At 71.7% G+C, this 21,985-nt stretch carries 20 protein-coding genes and 1 riboswitch; of the genes, 12 read left to right on the top strand and 8 right to left on the bottom strand.

Translation table 11 applies throughout. From position 1 onward, the window contains the following. Positions 1–17: 17 nt before the first annotated feature. Both ACZ6CV_RS08035 and ACZ6CV_RS08030 read left to right on the top strand, forming a co-directional pair. Complete coding sequence (locus tag ACZ6CV_RS08035; RefSeq protein ID WP_469250080.1) at positions 18–1,634, top strand: succinic semialdehyde dehydrogenase; 1,617 nt, start codon at positions 18–20, stop codon at positions 1,632–1,634. A 45-nt stretch (positions 1,635–1,679) separates the two neighbouring features. Beyond that, positions 1,680–3,497, top strand: a complete 1,818-nt coding sequence (locus ACZ6CV_RS08030; protein ID WP_469250079.1) for a GMC family oxidoreductase N-terminal domain-containing protein — start codon at positions 1,680–1,682, stop codon at positions 3,495–3,497. Positions 3,498–3,594: 97 nt separating this feature from the next. On the opposite strand, the gene ACZ6CV_RS08025 is transcribed toward ACZ6CV_RS08030, so the two are convergent. Further along, positions 3,595–4,626 carry an LPXTG cell wall anchor domain-containing protein gene (locus ACZ6CV_RS08025; RefSeq protein WP_469250078.1) on the bottom strand — a complete coding sequence of 344 codons (1,032 nt, stop codon included), beginning with the start codon at positions 4,624–4,626 and terminating at the stop codon, positions 3,595–3,597. Positions 4,627–4,877: 251 nt separating this feature from the next. Here ACZ6CV_RS08025 and ACZ6CV_RS08020 point away from each other — a divergent pair, with 251 nt between their 5' ends. From ACZ6CV_RS08020 to ACZ6CV_RS08010, 3 genes are all read left to right on the top strand, one after another. Then, positions 4,878–5,243: a hypothetical protein gene (locus tag ACZ6CV_RS08020; protein ID WP_469250077.1), complete on the top strand. Its 366-nt coding sequence runs from the start codon at positions 4,878–4,880 to the stop codon at positions 5,241–5,243. A gap of 189 nt (positions 5,244–5,432) precedes the next feature. Then, positions 5,433–6,215, top strand: coding sequence for a hypothetical protein (locus tag ACZ6CV_RS08015; RefSeq protein ID WP_469250076.1), 783 nt, complete (start codon positions 5,433–5,435; stop codon positions 6,213–6,215). Positions 6,216–6,458: 243 nt separating this feature from the next. Then, positions 6,459–7,208, top strand: a complete 750-nt coding sequence (locus ACZ6CV_RS08010; protein ID WP_469250075.1) for a hypothetical protein — start codon at positions 6,459–6,461, stop codon at positions 7,206–7,208. Between the two features lie 812 nt (positions 7,209–8,020). Here ACZ6CV_RS08010 and ACZ6CV_RS08005 read toward each other — a convergent pair. After that, a complete protein-coding gene (locus ACZ6CV_RS08005) occupies positions 8,021–8,338 on the bottom strand; it encodes a chorismate mutase (protein ID WP_469250074.1) in 318 nt (105 codons plus the stop codon). A gap of 491 nt (positions 8,339–8,829) precedes the next feature. Here ACZ6CV_RS08005 and guaA point away from each other — a divergent pair, with 491 nt between their 5' ends. Further along, on the top strand, positions 8,830–10,410 hold the full coding sequence (gene guaA, locus ACZ6CV_RS08000) for a glutamine-hydrolyzing GMP synthase (protein ID WP_469250073.1): 1,581 nt from the start codon (positions 8,830–8,832) through the stop codon (positions 10,408–10,410). A gap of 86 nt (positions 10,411–10,496) precedes the next feature. Here the strand turns inward: guaA and ACZ6CV_RS07995 are convergent, their stop codons facing one another. Further along, positions 10,497–10,976: a pyridoxamine 5'-phosphate oxidase family protein gene (locus ACZ6CV_RS07995; RefSeq protein ID WP_469250072.1), complete on the bottom strand. Its 480-nt coding sequence runs from the start codon at positions 10,974–10,976 to the stop codon at positions 10,497–10,499. A gap of 118 nt (positions 10,977–11,094) precedes the next feature. Between ACZ6CV_RS07995 and ACZ6CV_RS07990 the strand changes: the two genes are divergently transcribed. From ACZ6CV_RS07990 to ACZ6CV_RS07980, 3 genes are all read left to right on the top strand, one after another. After that, complete coding sequence (locus ACZ6CV_RS07990; RefSeq protein WP_469250071.1) at positions 11,095–11,880, top strand: class II aldolase/adducin family protein; 786 nt, start codon at positions 11,095–11,097, stop codon at positions 11,878–11,880. A 196-nt stretch (positions 11,881–12,076) separates the two neighbouring features. Next, entirely contained in the window at positions 12,077–13,342 is a 1,266-nt protein-coding gene (locus ACZ6CV_RS07985) for a hypothetical protein (RefSeq protein WP_469250309.1), read from the top strand. Between the two features lie 158 nt (positions 13,343–13,500). After that, positions 13,501–14,025 (top strand): DoxX family protein, encoded by a 525-nt coding sequence (locus ACZ6CV_RS07980; RefSeq protein WP_469250070.1) that lies wholly within the window; start codon positions 13,501–13,503, stop codon positions 14,023–14,025. Here the strand turns inward: ACZ6CV_RS07980 and ACZ6CV_RS07975 are convergent, their stop codons facing one another. Then, a complete protein-coding gene (locus tag ACZ6CV_RS07975; RefSeq protein WP_469250069.1) occupies positions 14,026–14,268 on the bottom strand; it encodes a hypothetical protein in 243 nt (80 codons plus the stop codon). After that, entirely contained in the window at positions 14,255–15,631 is a 1,377-nt protein-coding gene (locus ACZ6CV_RS07970) for a PspC domain-containing protein (RefSeq protein ID WP_469250068.1), read from the bottom strand. The genes ACZ6CV_RS07975 and ACZ6CV_RS07970 overlap by 14 nt, the downstream gene beginning before the upstream one ends. A 184-nt stretch (positions 15,632–15,815) precedes the next feature. On the opposite strand from ACZ6CV_RS07970, the gene ACZ6CV_RS07965 reads away from it, so the two are divergent. Both ACZ6CV_RS07965 and ACZ6CV_RS07960 read left to right on the top strand, forming a co-directional pair. Next, the gene (locus tag ACZ6CV_RS07965) at positions 15,816–17,105 is read left to right on the top strand and encodes a PspC domain-containing protein (RefSeq protein ID WP_469250067.1); all 1,290 of its coding nucleotides are present in this window, start codon (positions 15,816–15,818) and stop codon (positions 17,103–17,105) included. Next, positions 17,102–17,833, top strand: coding sequence for a LuxR C-terminal-related transcriptional regulator (locus tag ACZ6CV_RS07960; RefSeq protein ID WP_469250066.1), 732 nt, complete (start codon positions 17,102–17,104; stop codon positions 17,831–17,833). The genes ACZ6CV_RS07965 and ACZ6CV_RS07960 overlap by 4 nt, the downstream gene beginning before the upstream one ends. 33 nt (positions 17,834–17,866) lie before the next feature. Here the strand turns inward: ACZ6CV_RS07960 and ACZ6CV_RS07955 are convergent, their stop codons facing one another. Further along, positions 17,867–18,505, bottom strand: a complete 639-nt coding sequence (locus ACZ6CV_RS07955) for a hypothetical protein (protein WP_469250065.1) — start codon at positions 18,503–18,505, stop codon at positions 17,867–17,869. 162 nt (positions 18,506–18,667) lie between these two features. Further along, positions 18,668–19,714 (bottom strand): C40 family peptidase, encoded by a 1,047-nt coding sequence (locus tag ACZ6CV_RS07950; RefSeq protein ID WP_469250064.1) that lies wholly within the window; start codon positions 19,712–19,714, stop codon positions 18,668–18,670. 344 nt (positions 19,715–20,058) lie between these two features. On the opposite strand from ACZ6CV_RS07950, the gene ACZ6CV_RS07945 reads away from it, so the two are divergent. Next, entirely contained in the window at positions 20,059–20,412 is a 354-nt protein-coding gene (locus ACZ6CV_RS07945; RefSeq protein WP_469250063.1) for a hypothetical protein, read from the top strand. A gap of 77 nt (positions 20,413–20,489) precedes the next feature. Here ACZ6CV_RS07945 and ACZ6CV_RS07940 read toward each other — a convergent pair whose 3' ends face one another. Next, entirely contained in the window at positions 20,490–21,737 is a 1,248-nt protein-coding gene (locus ACZ6CV_RS07940; protein ID WP_469250062.1) for a C40 family peptidase, read from the bottom strand. A gap of 8 nt (positions 21,738–21,745) precedes the next feature. Next, a riboswitch (cyclic di-AMP (ydaO/yuaA leader) is annotated at positions 21,746–21,902 on the bottom strand. Positions 21,903–21,985: the final 83 nt, after the last annotated feature.

Here is a 21,985-nt window from a genome sequence, read left to right as displayed (position 1 = left end):
CGCCTACTCTCACCAGCATGACGGACACGCAGGCCACCGCAGCGCCCCTCGGAACGAACCCGACCGCCCCGGCCCCCGACGGCGCCCGCACCGCCGCCGACGTGGTCACGCCCGAGCTGATCGCCCAGCTCACCCGTGACGTCATGGGCTCCGGGCGCACGGCCAACCACACGCCGCTCACCGGCGAGAAGCTGGCCGACCTGCCGGAGTCCACCCCCGAGGACGTGGTCACCGCCTTCGAGCGGGCCCGCACCGCGCAGACCGCCTGGGCCAGGACCCCGGTCAAGCAGCGCGCCGCCGTCCTGCTGCGCTTCCACGACCTGGTGCTGCAGCGGCAGGCCGAGGTCCTCGACCTGATCCAGCTGGAGACCGGCAAGGCCCGCCTGCACGCCCACGAGGAGATCCAGGCCGTCGCGGTCGCCGCCCGGCACTACGGCCGCAAGGCCCCCGCGTACCTGAGCCCCAAGCGGCACACCGGCGTCGTCCCCGTCCTCACCAAGGTCACCGAGAACCGCCAGCCGCGCGGCGTCGTCGGGCAGATAGCGCCCTGGAACTACCCGTTCGAGCTGTCCATCGGCGACGCGCTGCCCGCCCTCGTCGCCGGCAACGCGCTGGTGATGAAGCCCGACACGGAGACCTGCCTCACCGCCCTGTGGGCCCGTGACCTGATCATCGAGGCGGGCCTGCCGTCCGAGGTCTTCCAGGTCGTCATCGGCGAGGGCCCGGTCGTCGGCCCCGAGCTCGTCAAGCACGCCGACTACGTCTCCTTCACCGGCTCCACCCGCACCGGCCGCGAGGTCGCCCAGGGCGCCGCGGCCCGCCTCGTCGGCGTCTCCCTCGAACTCGGCGGCAAGAACGCCATGCTGGTGCTGCACGACGCCGACGTCGACAAGGCCGCCGCAGGTGCCGTGCGCGCCTGCTTCTCCTCCGCCGGCCAGCTGTGCATCTCCATCGAGCGGCTGTACGTCCACGAGTCCATCGCCGACCGGTTCGTGGAGCGCTTCGCCGAGCGCACCAAGGCGATGCGGCTCGGCACGTCCCTCGCGTACGGCGCCGACATGGGCTCCCTCGTCGGCGAACGGCAGCTGGAGACCGTCACCCGGCACGTCGAGGAGGCCGTCGCCAAGGGCGCCACGCTCGTCGCGGGCGGCGTCGCGCGCCCCGACATCGGCCCCTACTTCTACGAGCCGACCATCCTGGACGGCGTCGAGGCCCCGATGGCCCTCTGCACCGAGGAGACCTTCGGCCCGGTCGTCTCCGTCTACCGCTTCACCGACGAGAACGAGGCGGTCGACCTCGCCAACGCCACGCCGTACGGCCTGAACTCCTCGGTCTGGACGAAGGACACCGGCCGCGGCCGCAAGGTCGCCGCCCGGCTGCGCACCGGCACCGTCAACGTCAACGAGGGCTTCGCACCCGCCTACGGCAGCGTGCAGTCCCCGATGGGCGGCATGAAGGACTCCGGGCTCGGCCGCCGGCACGGCTCCGAGGGCATCCTCAAGTTCACCGAGGCGCAGACCGTCGCCACCCAGCGGGTCATGCCGCTCGCGCCGTCCTTCGGCCTGGACGACGAGAAGTACGCGGCGTTCATGAGCACCAGCCTGAAGGTCATGAAGGCGTTCCGCCTGCGCTAGCCGTAGCCCCGCGCGGCCGCGCACCCGTTTTCACGAGGAGAGTCAATGTCACAGGAGAGCTCTGCCCAGAACCAGGTGGGCGACGACGCCGCGTACGACTACGACGTCGTCGTCATCGGCAGCGGCTTCGGCGGAGCCGTCTCCGCGCTGCGCCTGACGGAGAAGGGATACCGCGTCGGCGTCCTGGAGGCCGGGCGCCGCTTCACCCGCGCGACCCTGCCCAAGAACTCCTGGGACCTGAAGAACTACCTCTGGGCGCCCGCGCTCGGCCTCTACGGCATCCAGCGCATCCACCTGCTCGGCAACGTGATGGTGCTCGCGGGCGCCGGGGTCGGCGGCGGCTCGCTGAACTACGCCAACACCCTCTACGTACCGCCCACGCCGTTCTTCCAGGACCCGCAGTGGAAGGACATCACGGACTGGCAGGACGAACTGCGGCCCTACTACGAGCAGGCCCAGCGGATGCTCGGGGTGCGGCTCAACCCGACGGAGACGCCCTCGGACGTCCATCTGAAGGCCACCGCACAGGAGTTGGGCGTCGGCGACACCTTCCACATGGCGCCCGTCGGCGTGTTCTTCGGCGACGAGAAGGACGCGGACGGCCGGGCGAAGGCCAGGCCCGGCGCCGAGGTGCCCGACCCCTACTTCGGCGGCGCGGGCCCCTCCCGCAGGGCCTGCACCGAGTGCGGCGAGTGCATGACGGGCTGCCGGCACGGCGCCAAGAACACCCTCAACGAGAACTACCTGCACCTCGCGGAGAAGGCCGGCGCGGTCATCCACCCGATGACGTCCGTCGTCGCCGTCACCGAGGACTCCCGGGGCGGCTACGCCGTCTCGACGCTGCCCACCGACAACAAGCGCAAGGGGGCGGGCCGCACGTTCCGGGCCCGCAAGGTCGTCGTCGCCGCCGGCACGTACGGCACCCAGACGCTGCTGCACCGCATGAGGGACACCGGCCTGCTGCCGCGCATCTCCCGGCGGCTCGGCGCCCTCACCCGCACCAACTCCGAGGCCCTGGTGGGCGCCCAGACCACCGACCGCCGCTACCGCAAGCGGCACGGCGCACCGAAGGCCGACTTCACCAAGGGCGTCGCGATCACCTCGTCGATCCACCCCGACGCCAACACCCACATCGAGCCCGTCCGCTACGGCAAGAAGTCCAACGCGATGGGCAGCCTGACGCTGCTGCAGGTCCCGTACAGCGTGAAGGGCGGCAAGGACCGGGTCGCCGGATGGCTCGGCAACATGGCGCGCCACCCGCTGCTCGCGGTGCGCTCGCTCTCCAACCGGCGCTGGTCGGAGCGGACCATCATCGGCCTGGTCATGCAGTCGCTCGACAACTCCCTGACCACGTACCGCAAGGAGAGCGGCATCGGGAAGGGGCTGCTCACCGCCCGGCAGGGCCACGGCGCGCCCAACCCGAACCAGATCCCCGAGGCCACCCGCGCGGCGACGATCCTCTCCCAGGAGATCAACGGCTTCCCGGGCTCGAACGTCGGCGAGCTCATGGGCACCCCGCTGACCGCGCACTTCCTCGGCGGCTGCCCGATCGGCGACTCGGCGGAGACGGGCGTCATCGACCCCTACCACCGGCTCTACGGCCACCCCGGCATCTCGGTCGTCGACGGCGCCGCGGTCTCCGCCAACCTGGGCGTGAACCCGTCCCTGACGATCACCGCGCAGGCCGAGCGCGCGATGTCGTTCTGGCCCAACAAGGGCGGCGAGGACCCGCGTCCGGCGCAGGGCCGGGAGTACGTGCGTCTCGCGGCCGTCGAACCGAAGACACCCGCGGTCCCCGCGGACGCCTTCGGCGCGCTGCGGCTGCCGTTCCTGGGGATGCCCGCGGTGCCGCCCAAGAAGTAGCGCGCCGCACCCCCGCGACCCGTCCCCGGATACACGTAAGGACCTGCGCCCCCCTCCGAGCGCAGGTCCTTCCGCGTGATCAGGTGCCGTCAGTGGGTCAGACGGCGGAGTCGGCCTTCCTGCGCCGCACGGCGTACACCGCGCCCGCACCGGCGACGACGGCGACACCGCCGACGAGACCGACGACCGGCAGCATCGAGCTCGAACCGGTCTCGGCGAGGCTGCCGTCGGCGACCGGCGCGTCCTGGGCGCCACCCTGCGGCTGGTCCGCCGCGGCCTCCGCCGACCGGGACGGGTTCGGCGACGACGTGGGCGTCGACGTCTCGGAAGGCGTCTTGTGGCCGCCGCCGGCCTTGACGACCTTCAGCGGGTGGTAGTCGAACGACTCGTGCGTGCAGTCCAGTACGGAGTCCACGTACTTGCCGGTGCCGACCGCGTAACCGTCGACGGCCGGAGCCTTGGCGGCGACGCGGAACCGCAGCTTGACGGTGGTCTTCGCCTCGGCGTCGAGCTCGACGGTGCCATAGGCGAGGCCGTCGTTGAGCTTGCTGTCGACCGTGGTCCACTCCTTGGTCTCCGGGTCCATGAACTGCACGTCCGTGAAGTACCGGAGGCCGTCCTTCTTGGCCTTGTCGTCACCGAGGTTGTTCACGAACGTGGTCCAGTCGACCTCGCCGAGCGGCTCGTCGGTGGGGTTCTCCGCGGTCAGCTTGAACTGGTGCCAACCGCTGCCCGCGACAACCTTCTTGGGCAGGCCGACGAGGGCGAGCTCCAGCTCGGAGTCGACGTCCTCGTCGTCGTCGGGCGAGCACGCGGCCGGAAGCGGCTCGTCCTCCTCCGGGTCCTCGGGGATGTCGACGTCCTTCTTGGTCCTGCCGGGGTCGGCGGGGGTCGACGGTGCCGGGGGCGGGGTCGCGGTGCCGGCCGCGGGCGTCTCGGGGGTCCCCGGCGTCTCGGCCGGGGGCGTCGCGGTCTGGCTCGGCGTGCCGGTCGGCGTGGACGAGTCCGAAGGCGTCGCGGACGGGGTGGGCGCCTCCTCGGTCGCGAAGGCGGCCGGGGCCGACAGCAGCGCGAGCGGGGCCAGGGCGGCCGTAGCGGCCGCGGCAGCCATGGCACGACGAAGCTTCATGAAGACCTCAGGAAGTCCGGCGCACTGCCCTTTCGGCAGTACGGAGCTGGAGGCCTCCGCGAAGGGACGCGGGTGTGGCCGTAGTTACGCATGCATGACCCGTGATCCCTGTGAATGGTTGTCCTCATTTCACAGAACCCTTATGTGGTGTGACTCACACCGCTTGTGCCGCCGTGACGAGGTGCCGTAGAACTGCCCCCGCTCCAGGGCCCGTCGGCGCCGGAGCAGTCGACCCAGGGGAGGGATTCAGGGTGGCCATACCCGACGAGGTGTGGGAGAGGTTCGAGAACGACAGCGAGCGGGAGATCCGCTCGTCCGCGCCGAAGGAGCCGTCCGCACGGGCCCGCATGGTGGCCGAGCGGCTGCGGCGCCTCGACGAGGAGGCCGCGCGCCAACAGGTCGAACAGGCGGGGCGGTTGCGCCGCAGGCGCGCGCGGCGCGCGGCGGAATCGGCGCGGTGGAGCCCGGACGAGTGGCGCGCGGCGCCCACGGGGCCGTCCCGCGGCGGGCGGTCCGAACGGGCCCGCCGGGTATGGAGCGTGGTGATCGTCGTCGGCGGCATGGCACTCGCGATCGTGCTGCTCAGCCCGTTCCGCTTCTGGATCTGGGGCTGGTGAGGGCGGGTCGGGGAACGGGCCGGAGGGCGGGGCGCACGCGCCGCCGGGACCGGCGGGCCAGAGGCCGGAACCAGATGTGATCTTCCTCCGTCGTACGTCGTGGCGGCGCGGGCCGGCGAGTGATTCCGCATCGCCTGACTCCGCAGCGCGCGGGACGTACTGGACGGAAAGCAATCGGGGGATCAGAACGTGAAGTCGGCTGTGTCGCGTGTGGTGGTGGCGGTCTCGGTCGTGGCGGCCCTCGGGGCGAGCGCCGCCTGCAGCGGTGGCGGGGGCGGTGACGGGGGCGGTGGCGCCGGCAAGCGGTCGAAGCGGTACGCGGACGCGGCCGCGAAGCTGGAGAAGGCTGCCCTGACGTCGGGTGACGTCAAGGGCTACAAGGTCGAGAAGCCGCGGTCGTCGGGTGGGGCGCGCGGGGCGGAGGGCTCCGAGGCCGGAGGCGAGCCGCCGGCCGGGAAGCCGGCGCCCGCCGAGTGCGCCCCGCTCGCCGCCCCGGCGGTGCAGGCTCCGGTGAAGGCCCATGTGTCCCGCACCCTCACCGCGACCTCGGACAAGGACGTCACGACCACCGAGGTCGGCCTGTCCGGCTACACCGAGGCGGACGCGAAGCGGGCCATGGCGGAGCTGCGCGCGGCGGCGAAGTCGAAGAAGTGCGGAAGCTTCCACATCGGCGCCCGGCGCTACCTCGGCGTCGAGCGCCTGCCCGCGCCGGACCGGGGCGACGAGGCGGTCTCGTACAAGATCGCCCACCGCACGGGCGACTACGTGACACGGCGCAGCGTCACGGTCGTGCGCAGCGGCTCGACGCTCGCGGTCTTCGACGCGTCGAACCTGTACGACCCCGAAGGCGTCCAGAGCGACCGGGAGGCCGAGAAGGACGGACTCGGGGGCGCGGGGACGCCCACGGCGGACGAGGCCCCGAAGGTGTCCCCGCGGATCGTCGACGCACAACTCGCGAAGCTCACGCGCTGAACGAGGGTGTGCCCTACGGGCGAGGGTCTGCCGTACGGACGACGGCCTGCCGTACGTGCGACGGCCTGACCCCGGACGACGATCTTCCTCACACACGCCGCGTACAACCTTTTCGGCGGTTCCCGATCGTTACGGAAAACGCTGGTGGGAGCCGTGCTGTTGCCGCTTTCATAACGCCTCGGCGCGTTCGTGGCGCCTCGGCCCGGGCCATCGTCCGCGCCGTGAGACCTGAAGGTGGGAAACGTGAAGTCAACTGTGTCTCGGGCCCTTGTGGCCGCGTCCGTCACGGTCGCGCTGGGCCTGACCGCAGCGTGCGGCAGCGACAACGGCGACGGCGGTGACAAGGGCGGCGACGGCAAGAAGGCGTCGCACTCCGCCGGGTCGAAGGCGGAGTCCAAGCCGAAGCCGAAGCCCGAGACGGAATCCGGGTCGACCGCGCTCTCCGCCGCCGACCTGGAGAAGGCGGTGCTGGCCAAGGGCGACCTCAAGGAGTACAAGGTCGAGAAGATGTCCGCGGAGGACATGCCCGCGGAGACCGTCCCCGCGGACCCGGCCGCCTGCCAGCCGCTCGCCAACATGTTCATGTTCACCACCGACCCGGCGGCGAAGTCCCGCGTCGGCCGGACCCTGACCGGCGTCGACGAACTGGACGCCACGGTCATCTCCGTCGCCCTGCTCGCACACGAGCGCGCCGACGCCGAGAAGACCATGGACGAGCTGCGCACGGCCACGAAGAAGTGCACGGCGTACGAGCACGCGGGTTCCAAGTACCGCGAGGTCGCCGCGCTGCCCGCCCCGAAGGCGGGCGACGACGCCGTCGCGTACAAGGTCGTGGGCATGATCGAGGGCCAGAAGACGCCGATGAGCTTCACGGTGGTGCGCAGCGGTCCGACGCTCGCGGCGTTCTACTCGATCAACCTGTTGCAGCCGAAGAAGTTCGGCGTACCAGCGAAGCTGGTCGAGAAGCAGGTGGAGAAGCTGAAGAGCCGGTAGGCGAGCGGTGACCGGTGGCCCGGGTGACGGGTGATCCGGTGGCCCGGGTGAGTGGTGACCCGGTGCTCGGTGCTCGGTGGCCGATGGCCGGTGGCCGGTGGCCGGTGGCAGAGCGAAGGGCCCCGCGGGACGGATCCGCGGGGCCCTTGGCTGTCGGCACCGACGTCAGGGCTGTGTCGGTGCCTCGGGACGGCGCCGGGGGGAGTGCGCCGCTGTGGTCGTGGGCGCCGGTGGCCGACCCGGCGCGCGAGGGGCGCTCACGTGGTATCGACCATTGGCGGTGAGGCCGTGGACGGGGGGCTGGGTGCCCGCCTCCTACGCATCGTGCTGGATGTGTTGTTGCCTACGCAACCGTTTGGACCACATCTGATTTCGGCCACATCGTCGATGTCGGCACATCGGGGGTGTCGGCCGCATCTGGGATGAGGGAGCGGGGGGGGGAGCAGTGCGGGAGTGGGAGGGACGGAAGCGGGAGGGACGGAAGCGGGAGGGACGGAAGCGGGAGGGGCGGGGCGGAACCTGGGACGGAGGCCGGTCGGCTCCGGGCGTCCCCGAAGCCGACCGTTCTCTTGGGTGACCGGGCTGCTGTCCCCTGCCGTCCGGTCACATCACTGGAGCGAGGTCCCACGGCGCCCGGACACGATCCGAACGCCTCATCGCTCCAGCGGAGCCACGCGTGGTTCTTGCGGGCCCGCACCTGGCTGACACGGACACCGGGACCAACGAAGCCCGCCCGGACCCGGTCACGCGCCGTACGGGTGAGAACGGATCCGAACTCAGTTCCGCAGGCGCCCACGGTCCCGGTGGCCGGGTCAGACCCGGCCCCGGCACAGCTCCAGGAGCGTCATCGCGAGGGCGGTGCCGGGCTTGCCGAGAGCGTCCCTGTAGTGGGCGAGGACCTCCATCTCGCGGGAGAGGTTCACGCGGCGGCCGCCGGAGGTGATGCGGGCCTCCTGGATGACGGCCGAGACGGCCATCCGTTCCTGGACGAGACCGATGATCCGGTCGTCGAGCGCGTCGATCCGCTCGCGCGCGTTCTCGATGACACCGGCAGCCTCGGCGGTACGGGCACCGGTCTTGTCGGTGGCGGCGACGGGGGCGGTGGCGGTGGTGGCGGTGACGGTGGTCATGCGGGGCTCCTTGTGTTCCGTGGGGATTCCGGAGGGTCCGGGGATCCGTGGTGTCCGAGGTGCCCCGGAGCGGCAAGGCCCGCGTACGACAGAGCGCCCCGGGCCTTGTCGGCCCGGGGCGCCCGGTAAGTCGCTTGTCAGTGGATCAAGCAGCTCGACCATGGCAGCCGGCAGGCCGGTCGCCATAGGTAAAGAGGAAGCTGAGGTGCTTGGTCACGAGGCCAGTATGCCCCCACGCGCGCCCACCCGGTCAATCCGTCTCCCGTACGGCCCGGATGCTGAGACGGTCCGTCCAGCCGGACCGTGACCGCGACGACGTGCCGTCGGATGTGACGAACGGTGTCATCGGAATCGGATGTGACGAACGGAGCCGTCGGATACGACGAGGGGGGCCGCGTCCGGGCCGGTAGAATCGACAAATACAGACCCCCTGCTCACGCACGAGCCTCTGCTCACACACCGCTCACGCTCAACGCCGGAAGGCCGCCGCCGTGCCATCAGCGCCCCCCGCTGCCGCCGCTCCCGACACCGTTCTGGTCGTCGACTTCGGAGCGCAGTATGCCCAGCTCATCGCCCGTCGCGTCCGTGAGGCCCGCGTCTACAGCGAGATCGTGCCGAGCACGATGCCGGTCTCCGAGATGCTCGCCAAGAAGCCCGCGGCGATCATCCTCTCCGGCGGCCCCTCGTCGGTGTACGCGGAGCACGCCCCGAGCGTCGACCGCCAGCTCTTCGAGGCCGGCGTCCCCGTCTTCGGCATGTGCTACGGCTTCCAGCTGATGGCGACGACCCTCGGCGGCACCGTCGACAACACGGGCGCGCGGGAGTACGGGCGGACGCCGCTGGCCGTCTCCAAGGCCGGCTCCACCCTCTTCGAGGGCACCCCGACCGAGCAGTCCGTGTGGATGTCGCACGGCGACGCGTGCAGCGCGGCGCCCGAGGGCTTCACGGTCACCGCGTCCACGGACGTCGTGCCGGTCGCCGCCTTCGAGGACGACGAGAAGAAGCTGTACGGCGTGCAGTACCACCCCGAGGTGATGCACTCCACGCACGGCCAGCAGGTCCTGGAGCACTTCCTCTACCGCGGCGCCGGCCTCACGCCGAACTGGACGACCGACAACGTCATCGACGAGCAGGTCGCCGCGATCCGCGAGCAGGTCGGCACCAAGCGCGCGATCTGCGGTCTGTCCGGCGGCGTGGACTCCGCCGTCGCCGCCGCCCTCGTCCAGAAGGCCATCGGCTCGCAGCTCACCTGCGTGTACGTGGACCACGGCCTGATGCGCAAGGGCGAGACCGAGCAGGTCGAGAAGGACTTCGTCGCCGCGACCGGCGCGAACCTGAAGGTCGTCGACGCGCAGGAGCGGTTCCTCGACGCGCTGGCCGGGGTCTCCGACCCCGAGGAGAAGCGCAAGATCATCGGGCGCGAGTTCATCCGTGTCTTCGAGCAGGCGCAGCTGGAGATCCTCCAGGAGGACGGCCCCGAGGTCGCCTTCCTCGTGCAGGGCACCCTCTACCCGGACGTCGTCGAGTCCGGCGGCGGCGCCGGCACCGCCAACATCAAGTCCCACCACAACGTGGGCGGCCTGCCCGACGACATCGAGTTCGAGCTCGTCGAGCCGCTGCGCAAGCTGTTCAAGGACGAGGTCCGCATGGTCGGCGCCGAGCTGGGCCTGCCGGACGAGATCGTCCAGCGGCAGCCCTTCCCCGGCCCCGGCCTCGGCATCCGCATCGTCGGCGAGGTCACCAAGGAACGCCTCGACCTGCTGCGCGAGGCCGACGCCATCGCCCGCGAGGAGCTGACGTCGGCCGGTCTCGACCGGGAGATCTGGCAGTGCCCGGTCGTGCTGCTCGCCGACGTCCGCAGCGTCGGCGTCCAGGGCGACGGCCGCACCTACGGCCACCCCATCGTCCTGCGCCCCGTCTCGTCCGAGGACGCCATGACGGCCGACTGGACCCGCATGCCGTACGACGTCCTCGCGAAGATCTCGACGCGCATCACCAACGAGGTCGCCGACGTGAACCGCGTCGTCCTCGACGTGACGTCGAAGCCGCCGGGCACCATCGAGTGGGAGTGACCTCACCGCGCTCCCCGCGCGATCGAGGCCACGCTTGAGGCGGCGCCGTCCACAGGTCTGTGGGCGGCGCCGTTCGCGTACCCGGGTCAGGTCCGCCTGGTGACGCGGACCGGGGCGCCCGGCCTCCACCACTGCACCGCGAGATACTTCCCGTCCTCGATGTACGTGCGGACCACCTCCGTCAGCTCGGCGCGGAAGAGGTGGAACGAGTCCGGGTCCGGCGGCTCGACCGCCTCCGTGTAACGCGCCACGGTCTCCCGGTCCCGCACCTCGACCGCGCGGCCCGCGATCCGGACGTCGCCGCCCGCCATCTCCGTGCCCGGGCCCGGATTGGCCTGCAACGCGAAGCGCGGGTCGCGGCGCAGGTCGAGCGCCTTGAGCGAGCCCGGCATCATGCCCAGCCACAACTCCCCGTGCAGGAAACGGACTTCGATCCCAGTGGTGCGGGGCGAGCCGTCCTTGCGGAGCGTCGCGAGGACGTGGTGGGTGAACGCGGCGAAGCGGCGCTCGACGGTCTCCGCGAGCTCCGGCTCCGCCGCGGTGAAGGCTTCCCAGGTGTACGACATGCGCCGAGTCTCGCGCCGATACCCGACACCTCCTGTCGCCTTTGCGTGAGCCGCCCCTCTGTTCTCCTGTACGTACCACCGGTACCTTCCGCCTCGTACAGCCAGGGATGGAGGAAACATGCACGCGCCCACACCGATACCCGTCGAGCGGTTGCAGTTCGCCATGCCGCCCGTCCACGCATCCGTGGCGGACGAGCGGCGGCACCGCAAGGAGCGGCTGGCCGGCGCGCTGCGGATCTTCGGCAGGCTCGGGTACGAGGACGGGGTCTCGGGCCACATCACCGCGCGCGACCCGGAGTACACCGACTGCTTCTGGGTGAACCCCTTCGGGATGCCGTTCAAGCACGTCACCGTCGGCGACCTCGTCCTCGCCAACGCCGACGGACAGGTCGTCGAGGGCCGGCACCACGTCAACCAGGCCGCGTTCACCGTCCACGCCCAGGCGCATCTGGCGCGGCCCGACGTGGTCGCCGTCGCCCACTGCCACTCGCTGCACGGCCGCGCGCTCTCCACGCTCGGCGAACTCCTGGACCCCATCACCCAGGAGGCCTGCGCCTTCTACGAGAGCCACGCCCTGTACGACGGCTACACGGGCGTCGTCGTGGACGCCGAGGAGGGCCGCAGGATCGCCACCGCGCTCGGCAGCCACAAGGCGGTCATTCTGCGCAACCACGGGCTGCTCACGGTCGGAGACTCCGTCGACGCCGCCGCCTGGTGGTTCATCTCCATGGAACGCTCCTGCCAGGTCCAGCTGAGCGCGCGCGCCGCCGGCCGGCCCGTACTGATCGGCCACAAGCAGGCGGTGCAGACCCGCGAGCAGCTCGGCAGCGACCTGGTCGCGTGGATCAACTACCAGTCGCTGTGGCAGGACATCAGCCGCAGCGAACCCGATCTGCTGGCCTGACCGGGTTGACCGGGGCTTCTCCGCACCCGCCGACCGGTGGACGGGCCCGGCCGTCAAGGCCGGGCCGCACCTTTCACCCTCGCTGACCTGACCCCGGGGATTCGTTCGCCTTTCAGTACGGCACAATTCGCCTCCTCTGCAAGGAAGTTCGCGGGAAGCCCCAGGGGCTTCGAGGGTGGGGAAGGCGGCGTACGCGGTGGCGGTGCAGGAGGCGGAGCAGGGCGCGCACGGGGGCGGCTGCACATGCGGCGGTTGTCCGCACGGGGCGCGCGAGGGGCACCGGCGCGCCGTGGCCGCGTTCCTCGCCAAACGCGAGGAACTCGCGGCCGGACAGGGACTCCCCGCGGCCGTCGCCCACTCGGCGGGCGCCTCACGGCAGTGGGTGTCGGACGAGCTGACGCAGTCCGCGCACGACGTCGCCGAGCGCGGCCGGGCGGAGGGCGAGGCCTGGCTGCGCCGGCTGTGGACCCGCACGCTCGCTGTGGTCTGGGGCGGCTGCGGCGTGCTGCTCCTGGTCCAGGCGCTCACCGCGATCGGCGCGGGCTGGACGTCCGCGCGCACGGCCGGGCTCCTGGCCGCCCTGGTCGTGGGCGGACTGCTGAGCGCCGCGGCGTACGCCCACCGGGCGCGCGGCGGCGTCCTCGCGCCGGTCATCGGCGAGGACAACCGGCTCTCCACCTCGCGCACCGTGGCCGCGGGCTGGGTGCTCCTCGTCGTCTTCGCGGTCCTCGTCCTCGCGGGCGAACTGGCCGCCGCCTCCGACCACCGGGAGCGCGACGCGCTGATCGACGGCCTCGAACTCGCCCGCGCCGCCGCCACGGTGACCGTCCTCGCCGTGGTGTGCGCGGTGGCCGTGCTGGTGCGCAGGGTCGTCGGCCTGCGGGTGCTCGGCCAACGCCTGCAGAAGGTGCGCGCGGACCGCCCACGGGCCGCCGACCCGCTCACCGACGACGCGGGCCGCGGCAGCTTCGCCGACGCGCAGTACGTCCTGGTCGGCGCCGTCGCCGCCGTCTTCGCCGCGGTGCGCCTCGCGCGGCGCCCCGAGCAACTGCCGGAACTGCCCTGGGGACTCGCCGTGCTCGTCCTGGTGTCGGCCGCGACATATCTGGCCGGGAAGTACGCCGAGGGCGGACGCCCCGTGATCCTCTCCGTCGTCCGCGCCCGGGAGGCCGGTGACCTCGACGCCCCCATCCGCACGGGCGACGACATCGAGATCCGCGGCGCCGGCTTCGTCCCACCCGGCGCCGGAGAGGCGGACCGACTCTCCCGCACGGTCGTTCGCATCGGCGCCGTGCACGTCCACGTGCCCCTCGTGCCGGTCCCCGGCGGCTTCACCAACCCCAGCGACACCGTCCTGACCGTCCCCGTCCCGGTCGACGTCGAACCCGGCCGCGTCGACGTCCAGGTCGTCACGGCCGCGGGCGTCGAGACGAACCGCGTCACCATCGACGTCATGGACTGACCTCCCCCCACCGAAGCCCGGGATCACCGAGCTGCTCGGCCCGCACACGAGCGCGGGCTCTTCGGAACGTCGCCGAGGAATCCACCGCCCGTAGGTGAGCAGCGGGCCTGCCGCGTACGTATGGTCAAAAGACGGGACCACGCGAGAGGCGGAGTGCCATGACGCACGGCATCCGGGCCGACAGCCCCACCCACCACACCAGCCACGTCAGGCGCGACGACTGGCGGCAGTCCGCCTCCCGTTACGCCCTGCTGCCCCTACGGATCTTCCTCGGCGTCACCTTCATCTACGCCGGCCTGGACAAGCTCACCGACAGCACCTTCATGCAGTCCGACGGCGCGGGCTCGATCGGCGCCCAGATGGAGGGCGTGCGCGACATCTCCGCCATCCCCGCACTCGTCGACCTGTCCCTCAAGAGCCCCGTCGGGTTCGGCTACGCCATCGCCCTCGGCGAACTGGCCGTCGGCATCGGCACACTGATCGGCCTCTTCGCCCGCCTCGCCGCGCTCGGCGGCGCCCTCATCTCGCTCAGCCTCTGGCTGACCGTGAGCTGGAACGAGGAGCCCTACTACTACGGCAACGACCTCGCGTACCTGATGGCCTGGCTGCCTCTGGTGCTCGCCGGTGCCGCGGTCTGGTCCGTGGACGCCCTGCTCGCCGCCCGCCGCCGAAACGGGCCCTAGCTAGGGCCGGTCCGGCGCCGCCGAGGCATCCCGGGAGCGTCCGCCCGGACGGGTACCTCTCGGGCGTATGCCATGGATCGCCGCCGCCACGCCCGCGAGGAACAGGCCCGCCATCACGAGCGGCAGCGCGACGAACCACGGTGCGTCCCACGCACCGCCCGCGTCGCCCGCGTACACGGTGGCGACCGTCAGCAGGACGAGGCCCGCCACCAACTTGCCGGGGTGGAATTCATGACGTAGCACGGGTCACCTTCGCTTGTCCGACGCCCACTTCGAGGTGCAGATCGATCGTGCCGCCGTCCTTGGCGCCCGCGGGCGGCTCCAGCGTCACGTTCTTCTCGCGGCCCGGCGCGATGTCCAGGTCCTTGCCCTCGTCCTGCGGCAACACGATGTCGCCGAGGCCCACTTCCGCGTTCAGCCGCACCGTGGCGTCCTTCGGCACGATCACCCGGAGGTCGCCCACGCCCACCTCGGCACCGGTCGTCAGGGACTTGCCCTTGCCGATCTCGACCTTGCGCAGATCGAGCGTGCCCGTGCCGAGCCCCACCTCGTACCGGGGCCGGACGTCCGCCGCCGCGACGGGTATCCAGTCCGTGCGGGCGTAGTGCGTGGTGATGTTCTTCGGCAGGGCCGCCGCGCCCGCCAGCAGGCCGGCCACGAGCACCGCGAGCACGATCGATCCCGCCCCCGTGCGCCCGAGGAAGGCGCTGATCGCGATGCCGAGACCGAGCACCGCCAGGGCACACGCGAGGCCGGTCTGCAGCGTGGTGCCGAGCGGCTGCTCCTGCCAGGTCAGACCGGTGCCCAGACCCCCCGCGAGCAGGGCGAGGAGGAACACCCAGCCGCCGATCCAGCGCGGCCCGCGAGGCTTCGGCGGGGGAGCGGGAGCGGTCCTGGTGGCTCTGCGGAGCGGTCCTCGGTGCCCCACCACCTGATACTCGATGTCGAGGCCCTCCATGCCCGGGGGACCCCAGAAATAGCCCGTCATGCCCTCGTGCGTGCCGTCCTTGACGATCGGGTCGCGCCACCACGACGGGCCACCGGCGACCGGCGGGGCCTGCGCCTCGGGCGGGGCGTCCGCCGCGGCCTGTGCCGCCACCGGGTCGGTGTCGAGGGTGTCGCGCTGCCGCGACCAATACCCCGCGCCCGCGAGGAGCAGGGCGAGGACCGCGGCGAAGGTGAGCGCCCCGCCGTTCCGCAACAGGGTGAGGAAGACGCCGCAGCCGACGAGTGCGAAGAGCACGGCGGTGAGGGCCTGGCCGTCGACCCGGCCGGAGAGGAGCCTGCGCGCCTCGTTCTCCTCCTCGTCCTCGTACGGCACGAAGAGCCACGCGAAGCCGTAGAAGACCAGGCCGAGACCGCTCGTGATCGCGAGCACGGCGAGGCCGATGCGGAAGATCACCGGGTCCATGTCGCACAGCCGGCCGAGCCCGGCGCACACGCCGCCGATCTTCTTCTGCCCGCGGTCGCGACGGAACTTCCGCTCCGGCGCCGGTGGGGCCGCCGCGTGACTGCCCGCGGGACCGCCCGGCCTGCCCTGCGCGGCGCGCACGGCATCGCGGAGGGCGGCCTCGGTCGCCGTGTCGGCGGGCTGCTGATCTGTCATGCGTCCATGGTGACGGCCGCGGGCCCGCCGCGGCAGTCGGGACGACCCTGGACGAACCCTGATATCGCCCCTGAGACGCCCAGGGGCACACCCCTGACAGGGCCGGGCCGGGGTCCGAGATCAGGGAAGTCTCGGGGATCGACCCTGATGCCCGTTCTCGTCCCCCCGTGTGAACATCGATGACATGCCGGAAGCCGCTGCACCACCCCTCGACGACGTCCGACCGCTGCGCAAGCTCTACCGCAGCGGCGACGGGCGCTGGCTGGGTGGGGTCGCGCGCGGTCTGGCGGGGCACATCGGACTGCCCGTGGTCTGGGTCCGGCTGATCTTCGTCGGACTCTTCACGGCGGACGGCCTCGGCGCCCTGCTGTACGCCGCGTTCTGGTTCTTCGTCCCGCTCGGCGTGGGCGGCGTGGACTCCGAGCGCCCACCGGCCGCCGTCACCGCCGAGACGGCGCCGGACGGCCGCCGCAGACTCGTGGCCCGCAAGCCCGACAAGGGGCAGCTCGTCGCGCTCCTCGCGATGGTCGTCGTCGCCATGGTCTTCGTGGGCAACGTGGACCTGGACGGCTCGACCCAGGCGTACGTCGTCCCGACCCTGCTCGTCGCCGCCGGTGTCGCCCTCGTCTGGCGGCAGGCCGACAACGCCCGCCGGGCCCGCTGGATGGCCGTCGGACGCCGCCGGCGCACCCTCACGATCGCCCGATCCGCGGCCGGAGTGCTGCTCGTCGGCGCGGGCGTCTCCGGCATCTTCGTGCTCCAGGGCTCCGCCGCCCACCTCGGCGCCGTCCTGCAGGCCTCCCTCGCCGTGCTGGTCGGCGTCGCACTGCTCGCCGGCCCCTACCTCGTCCGCATGATGCAGGACCTCTCCGAGGAGCGCCTGATGCGCATCCGTGCCCAGGAGCGAGCCGAGGTCGCCGCCCATGTGCACGACTCCGTGCTGCACACCCTGACCCTGATCCAGCGCAACGCGGAGAGCGCGAGCGAGGTGCGCCGCCTCGCCCGCGCCCAGGAGCGCGACCTGCGGGCCTGGCTCTACAAACCGGAGGGCACCGGCAAGGACGAGGACGAGGAACCCGACACGCTCGCCGAAGCGGTCCGCCGCAGCGCCGCCGAGGTCGAGGACAAGCACGGCGTCCCCATCGAGGTCGTCGTGGTCGGCGACTGCCCGCTCGACGAGCGGCTGACCGCGCAGATGCAGGCCGCGAGGGAAGCGATGGTGAACGCCGCCAAGTACGGTGGCGAGGGCGGCGCGGTGCAGGTCTTCGCCGAAGTCGAGGGCGAGACGGTGTTCGTGTCCGTCCGGGACCGCGGCCCCGGATTCGACCTGGACTCCGTGCCCGACGACCGCATGGGCGTACGAGAATCGATCATCGGCCGCATGCAGCGCAACGGCGGCACGGCGCGACTGCGCGCGGTGCCCGGCGGCGGTACGGAAGTCGAGCTGGAGATGGAGAGGACGGCGACGACATGAGCGACGCGACCGGGGTCAACGGGCCCACGGAGCCAGCCGGATCGGACGAGGGCGGCGGTGCGGACGGGCGTCGTGTGCGGGTCGTCCTGGTCGACGACCACCGGATGTTCCGCACCGGGGTGCAGGCCGAGATCGGCCGGACCGACATCACCGGCGTCGAGGTGGTCGGCGAGGCCCCCGACGTCGACCAGGCGGTCACGGTCATCACGGCCACCCGACCGGAGGTCGTCCTGCTGGACGTGCACCTTCCGGGCGGCGGAGGGGTGGAAGTCCTGCGCCGTTGCGCGCCGTTGATGGCCGACGCGGGGAACCCGGTGCGCTTCCTCGCGCTGTCCGTCTCCGACGCCGCCGAGGACGTCATCGGTGTCATCCGGGGCGGCGCCCGCGGTTATGTCACCAAGACGATCACCGGCACGGACTTGGTCGACTCCATCTTCCGCGTGCAGGACGGTGACGCGGTGTTCTCGCCGCGCCTGGCCGGCTTCGTCCTGGACGCCTTCGCCTCCACCGACGCGCCTCCGGTCGACGAGGACCTGGACCGCCTCACCCAGCGCGAGCGGGAGGTGCTGCGGCTCATCGCGCGCGGGTACGCGTACAAGGAGATCGCCAAGCAGCTCTTCATCTCCGTGAAGACGGTCGAGTCGCATGTGTCGGCGGTCTTGCGGAAGTTGCAGCTGTCCAACCGTCACGAGCTGACGCGGTGGGCGACGGCACGGCGGCTGGTCTGACGGTCGGCCGCCGTGGTCAGGGCGCGGCCGGGGTCAGGGTGCGGCCGGGGTCGGGGTCAGGGTCGGGGTCAGCATCCGTACCGCCCACCGGTAGTGGCCGACGGCCTTCGCGGCGCCGAGGAGGCCGGTCAGCCACACGATGAGGCCGACGCCCATGCCCTGGACGACGTCGGCGTAGGTGTCGCGGCCCGGTTCGGCGTACGCGGCGGCGGCGAAGGACGCCCACAGGCCGAGCGTGCAGACGGCGAGGGACGACAGGAGCCAGAGGAGGCTGAGGGCGGGGGAGCGCAGCCGGGCGTCGGACGCCGGGTGGTGGTCCAACGCGAGCCAGGCGGCGGACAGCTGACGGATGCGTCGGTCGTGCCGTATCGCGAACACGACACCGATCACGGAGGGCGCGAGCACCGCCAGGCCGAGGACCCCGAAAACGGGGCCCAGGATGAAGCCGGAGGAGTCCCTGTCCGCGAGCATCTGGATCGGCTGGACCAGCAGCGCCCAGCCGATGGCGCCGCCGAGGCCGCAGAGCCACAGCAGCAGGAGCCGGCCCACACCCAAGTGGCGCCTGTGCAGCTCCTCCAGGGCCATGCCGCGGTCGGTGAGCAGTGTCTGCCGGTCCGGCCAGGTGCGCAGATACACGGGGGGTGGAGGGGGCGGCAGCGTACGGCTAGGCATGGACGTGACAGTAACGGGTGACGGCGCATGGGATCACGGGGTCACGGGGTCACGGGGTCACGTGTGACGGTGCGGGTGATCACGTCTGAGTCGGTGCACCGGCTCAGGCACCGGCTCGCCCCACGCGAGCCGTTTCACGCCGCGCGGGGCGCGCGGGCCGTCTCACGCCACGCGGGTCGCGCCCGCGAACGGCATCTGGTCGATCGGTGCGAGCCGTACCGGGGCGCTCGGGTTCGGGGCGTGGATCATCTGGCCGTGGCCCACGTAGAGGCCGACGTGGCTGATGCCGGGGTAGAAGAACACCAGGTCGCCGGGGCGGAGTTCGGAGCGGGTGACCCGTCGGCCGGCGTTGATCTGGGCATAGGTGGTGCGAGGCAGGGAGACGCCCGCCGCGCGGTACGCGGCCTGCGTGAGGCCCGAGCAGTCGAAGGCGTTCGGGCCGGTGGCGCCCCACACGTACGGGCTGCCGAGCGCCTTGTACGCGTAGGAGACAGCGGACGCGGCACGGGTGGTGGGGGCCTTGGCGGTGCGCGGGGAGGCGTCGCGGGTGTGGGTGCGGGTGGCGCGTTCGCTCGTCGGGGCGGCGAGTTCCGCGCGCTGGTGGGCCGTGAGCCGGGACAGCAGCCGTCTGGCTTCGCCGAGCTTCTCGGTGACCGTCTTCTTGTGCTTGCGCAGCTCCGCCTGGCGGGCCCGGAGGGTGGCGAGCCGGTCGTCGGCTGTGTCGCGCAGCTGTTCCACTCCGCGGAGCTGCTTGCGGACGTCCCGCACGGCCACGGCCTGTCGGCCGCCGGCCCGGTCGGCGCGCGCCGCACGGTCCAGGAACTGCTCGGGGTCGGAGGAGAGGGCGAGCTGTACGGCGGGGTCGATGCCGCCCGCGCGGTACTGCGCGGTGGCGTACGAACCCAGGGTGTCGCGGGCGGAGTTGAGCTTCTCCGTCCTGCGGGCCGCCTCGTCGCGCAGTGCGGTCAGCGACTTTTCGGCTTTCTCGGCCTTCTCCTTCGCGCCGTTGTACTTCTCGGTGGCCGTCTCCGCCTCGCGGTAGAGCGCGTCGACCTTGGCCTTCACCTCGGTGGGGCCGAGCGGTGGATCGGCGTGCCCGACGCCGTCGAACGCGGTCGCCGACGCGGCTCCCGCCAGGGCGAGGGTGAGAGCGGTGCGGAACGTGCTGCCGCTGAGCGAGCGCGGGCGGGGCTTGCGGTGCGCTGCCACGAAGAGGGCTCCTTACCTGTCCGGCGGCGGCCCGCCACAGGGGGAGCGGGCCGCCGCCGGGTTTCTCGGCGGTGGTGTCCGACGAGCCGCCCGGTCCGGACGGCGACGGGGAGCCGGTCACCTGGTGGAGGACGCTAAACCTGACCGTCACGGGTTGGTGACGGATTGTGCGGAACCGACGGAAGTGAGTGCCTGAATGACCGACCTTGACCGGGTCGACCGGTCACGGGCGCCTGCTTCGAACGCGGCTGTGACCGATGGCTCGATTGCGCCGCGTCCGCGAGGGAGCGGTGGTACGGGGGTGGCTGCCGGAGCGGTGGGCGACCGGGCTAGGCTCCGGCCCCATGGACCTACTCATCCATCTCTTCGTCGGCCTGCACATCATCGGCATCGCTTCGCTCCTGGGCGGTTTCCTCACCCAGATGAAGCAGATGGGCCAGGGTGCCGCCCGTTTCAGCCCCGCGATGCTGCACGGCGCGCTCGTGATGCTCGTCACCGGTGTGGTCCTGGTGGGCCTCAACCAGGCGGACGACAACGCGGTCAACAACCTCAAGATCGGCATCAAGCTGGCCCTGCTGATCGTGATCCTCGCGCTGGTCTACGTGAAGCGGGACGAGGAGAAGATCGAGAAGCCGCTGTTCGGCGCGGTCGGCCTGCTGACCGTGACGAACATCTTCATCGCGGTGCTCTGGACCTGAGAGCCGGCCCTCCAGCCGTCACGTACGTGTGGCCCGCATCCCCCCGGGATGCGGGCCACACGCGCGTGGGGGTGCGGTTACGCGGGGCGCACCACACTGTGGATGGGCATGTAGTAGATCGACTCGACGCGGACGTTCGCGCCCGGCTTCGGGGCGTGGATCATCTTGCCGTTGCCGATGTAGATCCCGACGTGGCTGATGTCGTCGTAGAAGAACACCAGGTCACCGGGTTTGGCGTCGGCGGTCTTCACGGTCGTGCCGACCTTCACCTGGTCCCACGTGGTGCGCGGCAGGGAGATCCCCGCGGCCTTCCAGGCGTCCTGCGTGAGGCCGGAGCAGTCGTAGGAGTCGGGTCCGGTGGCGCCCCACACGTACGGCTTGCCGATCTGTGCCCGAGCGAAGTCGATGACCTTCGCGGCCTTCGTGGCGTAGCTGCCGTCCGTGCTCCCGGATCCCGTACCGGATCCCGTACCGGACCCCGTACCGGCATCCGAGCCCGCACCGGTGCCTGAACCCGACCCCGACCCCGACCCCGATCCGGAGCCGGAACCGGAATCACCCTTCTCCTGCTCCTTCTTCCGCTGCGCGGCCTCCTCCGCCTTGCGCTTGCGCTCCGCCTCCGCGGCCTGCTCGCGGGCCAGCTTCTCGGCCTTGCGCTTGGCCTCCTGCTTCTTCTGCCGCTCGATCTCCGCCAGTCGCGCCTTCTCCTGGGCGGTGAGCTTCGAGAGGAGCTCGCGCGCGTGGCCCAGCTTCCGCTGGACGGTCTGTTTGCTCGTCTTGAGGTCCTCCCGCGCGTCGCTCAGGGTCTTCAGGCTCGTCGCGGCCTTCGTGCGCTGCTTGGTCGCCGACGCCTGCTCCGCCTCGTACGCGTCGACCGCCTTCTTCTGGCGCGTGGTCAGCCGGTCCGTGAGGTGGTTCTGGTCGAAGTAGCCCTGTGGGTCGTCGGCGAGCATCATCGTCGCCGTCTCGGAGACGGCACCGGTGCGGTACTGCGCGGCGGCGAACGAGCCGAGTTCCTTGCGGGCGTCGTTCAGCTTGTCGGCGCGCGCGGCCACGTCGTCGAGCAGGCGGTCGACCTTCTTGCGCTGCTTGTCGGAGCGCTCCTTGGCCGCGTTGTACTTCTGGGTGGCCACGCCGGCCTGCTGGTAGAGCTCGTCGACCTTCTTCTGGACCTCTTCGAGGCTGGGCTTCGCCGGTGTGGAGGGCGCTGCCTGCGCGCTCTGCGACAGGAGGGCGACGGAGGTGAGGGCCGCCGTCGTGATGCCGAGGGCGGGGGTCGTGCGGAGTGCGGATGCCCGGGTCCGCGGCTTGCGGTGCGACGCCAAGGGAGGCGACTCCTTCCGTAGACCGCCTACCGGGTTAGCTGTCGGGTTCGGGCGGCTGGTCCGGAAGGTTGCCCTACGGTCCCGTACTACGTACGGGACCGATTCACCCCAAGTTTTTCGGTGGGTCCCCGGCTCCGAGCACGTCGGACTCGGCGGAGGCCACCCGTTCCCGGCGGGGTTCGCCGGTGGGGGACGAGAGGCCCGCGGAGCACGCTAGCCAACTCGTGTGGCCCGTGTGAAGGTTGATG

Source organism: Streptomyces sp. NPDC041713 (assembly GCF_055591085.1).
Note: the sequence above shows the minus strand (reverse complement) of the source record. Positions and strands in the feature narration are given on the sequence as shown.